The 4,697-nt window shown below is 73.9% G+C and carries 5 protein-coding genes; 4 read left to right on the plus strand and 1 reads right to left on the minus strand.

Going from position 1 to position 4,697, the window contains the following annotated elements; translation table 11 throughout:
• The first annotated feature begins 17 nt into the window (after positions 1 to 17).
• Genes ACOV8S_RS10230 through ACOV8S_RS10240 form a run of 3 tightly spaced genes read left to right on the plus strand, consistent with a single transcriptional unit; the run spans position 18 to position 3,098 of the window.
• A complete protein-coding gene (locus ACOV8S_RS10230; protein WP_448317474.1) occupies positions 18 to 857 on the plus strand; it encodes a Nif3-like dinuclear metal center hexameric protein in 840 nt (279 codons plus the stop codon).
• A gap of 22 nt (positions 858 to 879) precedes the next feature.
• Positions 880 to 1,623, plus strand: a complete 744-nt coding sequence (locus tag ACOV8S_RS10235) for a zinc ribbon domain-containing protein (RefSeq protein WP_448317896.1) — start codon at positions 880 to 882, stop codon at positions 1,621 to 1,623.
• Between the two features lie 29 nt (positions 1,624 to 1,652).
• Positions 1,653 to 3,098, plus strand: coding sequence for a bifunctional RNase H/acid phosphatase (locus ACOV8S_RS10240; RefSeq protein ID WP_448317475.1), 1,446 nt, complete (start codon positions 1,653 to 1,655; stop codon positions 3,096 to 3,098).
• 33 nt (positions 3,099 to 3,131) lie between these two features.
• Here ACOV8S_RS10240 and yaaA read toward each other — a convergent pair whose 3' ends face one another.
• Positions 3,132 to 3,932, minus strand: a complete 801-nt coding sequence (yaaA, locus tag ACOV8S_RS10245; protein WP_448317476.1) for a peroxide stress protein YaaA — start codon at positions 3,930 to 3,932, stop codon at positions 3,132 to 3,134.
• Positions 3,933 to 4,114: 182 nt separating this feature from the next.
• Between yaaA and ACOV8S_RS10250 the strand changes: the two genes are divergently transcribed.
• Positions 4,115 to 4,684 carry a Uma2 family endonuclease gene (locus ACOV8S_RS10250; RefSeq protein ID WP_448317897.1) on the plus strand — a complete coding sequence of 190 codons (570 nt, stop codon included), beginning with the start codon at positions 4,115 to 4,117 and terminating at the stop codon, positions 4,682 to 4,684.
• The last annotated feature ends 13 nt before the right edge of the window (positions 4,685 to 4,697 follow it).

The raw sequence follows: 4,697 nt of genomic DNA on the forward strand, positions 1-4,697 counted from the left end.
CAGGTAGCCTTGCCCCCGTGCCCCGTCTGTCTGAAGTCATCGCCGCCCTGGAGAACCTCTGGCCCGCCGAGCGCGCCGAGTCCTGGGACGCCGTCGGCACCGTCGCGGGCGACCCGGACCAGGAGGTCACCCGCGTGCTGTTCGCGGTCGACCCGGTCCGGGAGACCGTCGACGAGGCCGTGAAGCTCGACGCGGACCTGCTGGTCACCCACCACCCCCTCTACCTGCGCGGCACGACCACCGTCGCGGCGTCGACGTTCAAGGGCCGCGTGGTGCACGACCTGATCAAGAACGACGTTGCCCTGCACGTGGCGCACACCAACGCCGACAAGGCCGACCCGGGCGTGTCCGACGCCCTGGCCGGCGCTCTCGGCCTGCGCGTGCTGCGCCCCGTGGTGCCGGACCGCGACGACCCGGCCGGCCGCCGCGGCCTCGGCCGCGTCTGCGAGCTCGACGCCCCCGAGACGCTGCGGGAGTTCGCCGCCCGCGCCGCCGCGAGCCTGCCCGCCACCGCGCAGGGCATCCGGGTGGCCGGCGACCCGGAGGCGAGGATCCGCACCGTCGCCGTCAGCGGCGGCTCCGGCGACAGCCTCTTCGACGACGTCCGGGCCGCCGGCGTCGACGCCTTCCTCACCGCGGACCTGCGCCACCACCCGGTGAGCGAGGCCCGCGCCCACAGTCCTCTCGCGCTGATCGACGCGGCCCACTGGGCCACCGAGCAGCCCTGGTGCCAGCTGGCCGCCGCCCAGCTGGAGGAGATCTCCGAACGGCACGGCTGGAACCTGCGGGTCCACGTGTCCACGACGGTCACCGACCCCTGGACCGCCCACGCGGCGTCCACCCACCCCACCCACTGACCTCACCTACTGGAGCCCCCAACTGAACGCCGCGCCCGCCGACCAGATCCGCCTCCTCGACGTCCAGGCCCTGGACACCCGTCTCCAGCAGCTGGCCCACAAGCGCCGCTCACTGCCCGAGCACGCCGAGATCGAGTCGCTGAACAAGGACCTCGCCCAGCTGCGCGACCTGCTCGTGGCCGCGCAGACCGAGGAGAGCGACTGCGCCCGCGAGCAGACCAAGGCCGAGCAGGACGTCGACCAGGTCCGCAAGCGCGCCGCCCGCGACCAGCAGCGCCTGGACTCCGGCGCCGTGTCCTCCCCGAAGGACCTGGAGAACCTGCAGCGCGAGATCACCTCGCTGGCCAAGCGCCAGGGCGACCTGGAGGACGTCGTCCTCGAGGTGATGGAGCGCCGCGAGTCCGCCCAGGCGCGCGTCGCCGAGCTCACCGAGCGCGTCTCCGCCGTCCAGGGCAAGCTGGACGACGCCACCGCCCGCCGTGACGCCGCCTTCGGCGAGCTCGACGGCGAGGGCGCCACCGTCACCAAGGAGCGCCAGGTCGTCGCCGCCTCCGTGCCGGCCGACCTGCTCAAGCTGTACGAGAAGCTGCGCGAGCAGCAGGGCGGGGTCGGCGCCGCGCGCCTCTACCAGCGCCGCTGCGAGGGCTGCCAGCTGGAGCTCAACATCACCGAGGTCAACGAGGTCCGCGCCGCGGCCCCCGAGACGGTGGTGCGCTGCGAGAACTGCCGCCGCATCCTGGTCCGCACCTCCGAGTCGGGTCTCTGACCCTCCTCTCCTTCCAAGGGGCTTTGCGCGTGCGGGAGTTCGTGATCGAGGCCGACGGCGGGTCCCGGGGCAACCCGGGGCCCGCCGGTTACGGCGCGGTGGTGGCCGACGCGGCGACCGGCGAGGTCCTCGCCGAGACCGCCGAGTACCTGGGCGTCACCACCAACAACGTGGCCGAGTACAGCGGCCTGGTGGCCGGCCTGCGCGCCGTGCGGGAGATCGCCGCCGCCGAACTGGCCGCCGGCGGCGAGGTGTCGGTCCGCGTCCGCATGGACTCCAAGCTGGTCGTCGAGCAGATGTCCGGCCGCTGGAAGATCAAGCACCCCGGCCTCGCGCCGCTCGCCGAGGAGGCGCGGGGCGTCCTGCCGGGCGCGAACGTCACCTACGAGTGGATCCCGCGCAAGGAGAACAAGCGCGCCGACCGTCTCGCCAACGAGGCGATGGACGCGGGCGCGCGGGGGGAGGCGTGGATGCCGTCCGGTCGTCCGGCCCCCACCGAGAAGCACCTCGCCGACCTGCGCGCCGCCGCGGGCGTGGCGGCGAAGCCGGCCGTGGGCCCCGCACCGGCCGGGGGCTCCGCCCTCGCCGAGGCCCCCGGATCCAGCGAGGTCTCCGGATCCGCCGATACCCCCGGATCCGCCGAGGCCGCCCGATCCGCCGAGGCTGCCCGATCCGCCGAGGCTGCCGGAGCCGCCAAGGCCGTTGCCCGGGAGGCTCCGCGGCAGCAGGACGCCCCCCAGCGGGACGCCGAGCAGCAGCAGGCCCAGCAGGGCGCTCGCCGACCGGGCACCGCGGCGCAGGACGCGGGCGGACAGGCCGCCCCCCGGCAGGGCTGGTCGGCCCCCGACCTCGGCGCCCCCGCCACGCTCGTCCTGCTCCGCCACGGCGAGACCCCGCTGACCCCGCAGAAGCGCTTCTCCGGCAGCGGCGGCACCGACCCGTCCCTCTCCGAGGCCGGCCTCGAGCAGGCACGCCGCGCCGCCCGGCTGCTGGCCGCCCGCGGCACCGTGCAGGCGATCGTCAGCTCCCCGCTGGCCCGCACCCGCGAGACCGCCGCCGTCGTCGCCGACCGCCTCGGCCTCGACGTCACGGTCGACGAGGGCCTGCGCGAGACCGACTTCGGCGCCTGGGAGGGCCTCACCTTCGCCGAGGTCATGGAGCGGCACCCCGAGGACCTCGACGCCTGGCTGGCCTCGCCCGACGCCCGTCCCACCGGGGGCGGCGAGAGCTTCAACACCACCGCCGTGCGGGTGGAGGAGGCCCGCGACCGCCTGATCGCCGCCCACGCGGGCCGCACGGTCCTGCTGGTCACCCACGTGACGCCGATCAAGACCCTGGTCCGCCTCGCGCTCGGCGCACCGCCCCAGGCCCTGTTCCGCATGGAGCTGTCCGCCGCGTCGATCTCGGCCGTCGCCCACTACGCCGACGGCAACGCCAGCCTCCGCCTCTTCAACGACACCTCGCACCTGCGCTGAGCGCGTGCGGCGGGAGGTCCCGCCGCACGGCGGTCAGTGGATCTCCCGCACCACCACGTCCAGCGCCCACGGCTTCCCCGCCTTCGCCGGAGGCTCCGACTCCACCGTGTGGCCGAGGTCCCGCAGCGCCTCCACCAGCTCCGCCGGGCCCTGGGGGTCGACGCCACCGGTCAGCAGGGCGCGCACGATCCGCCCCTTCGTCGCCTTGTTGAAGTGGCTCACCACGGAGCGCTTCTCCACGCCGTCCACCAGCTGCGCGTGCAGCACCCGCACCGTGGCGGTCCGCCCCGCGACCTCGTCCTTCGGCTTCCACGCGGCGGCGTAGGCCGACGAGCGCAGGTCCAGCACCAGCCCGTCCCCGGCCGCCTCGGGCATCGCCTCGGCCATCGGCCCGCGCCAGTGTGCGGCCAGCGCCCCGGCGCCCGGCAGCTTCACCCCCATCGAGCAGCGGTACGACGGGATCGCGTCGGCCACGCCCACGGCGCCCCACAGCCCGGAGAACACCAGCAGCTGCCGCGCGGCCCGCTCCCGGGCGGCGTCGTCCAGACCGCCCAGCCCCAGCGCGTCGTACAGCACGCCGGTGTAGATCTCCCCGGCCGGCCGCGCCCCCGCTGTCAGCAGCCCCGCGTTCTTGGCGACCTCGCCACGCAGCCCCTCGCTCAGCCCGAGCACCTCACGGGCCTTCTCCTCGTCGCCGGAGCACAGCTCCACCAGCTCCTCCAGCACCGCCCGCCGGGCCCCGTTCAGGCCGGGCAGCGACAACGACTCCAGCCGCACCGGGGCGCCGTCACCGGACGGCGCCTTGCCTTCGGACGGGGGCAGTAGGACGAGCACGGGGAACTCCTTCAGGTTCACGGAACCCCGCCAGCGTACGACGCGCCCGGCAGGTGGCGTCCCGTGGTCCCGGCCCTCCGCCCTGTGCCACGATCGAGGGACAGCACCTCGATCTCCTGGACGGTGATCAGCACATGTCCGACTCTGGTGAGCGACCGAACGGAGGGCGTGACATGACCGCCATGGCACACGAGCCGCTCACGCACAGTGACGTCGTGCTCGAAGGCTTCCTCGCCCTGGACACCCCGGAGGGCTTCCGGGCAGAGCTGATCGAGGGAGAGATCGTCGTGACGCCACCGCCGGACGGGGATCACGAGGATTACATCGACCTGATCCTCACGCAGGTCAAGGCGCATTCGCTCACGCCCATGCAGTTCTCCGGTCACAAAGGGCTCAAGCTCAACAGTGGCGGGGCGTGTCCCAAGAACCATGCGATCCCGGACGCGACCTTCGCTCCCACCTCTCTTCGGCTCTTTCGAGGAGCCGAGCCCTGGATGCCGTGCGACGGTGTGGCCATGGTGGTCGAGGTCACTTCCTCCAGGGCGGTGGCGGACAGGGAATCCAAGCGACGTTGCTACGCCCGCGGAGGCATCCCCGTCTACCTACTGGTGGATCGGGACTCCTCCTCGGTGACGCTGTTCAGCGACCCCGAGGGTGACGACTACCTGCAGGCCCACAAGGGCCCCTTCGGCAACCCCATGCCGTTGCCCGCACCGTTCGGCTTCGAGCTCGACACCTCCGAGTTCCTCTGACCCGGCCCCGCCC

This window comes from Streptomyces sp. CO7, from assembly GCF_053474865.1.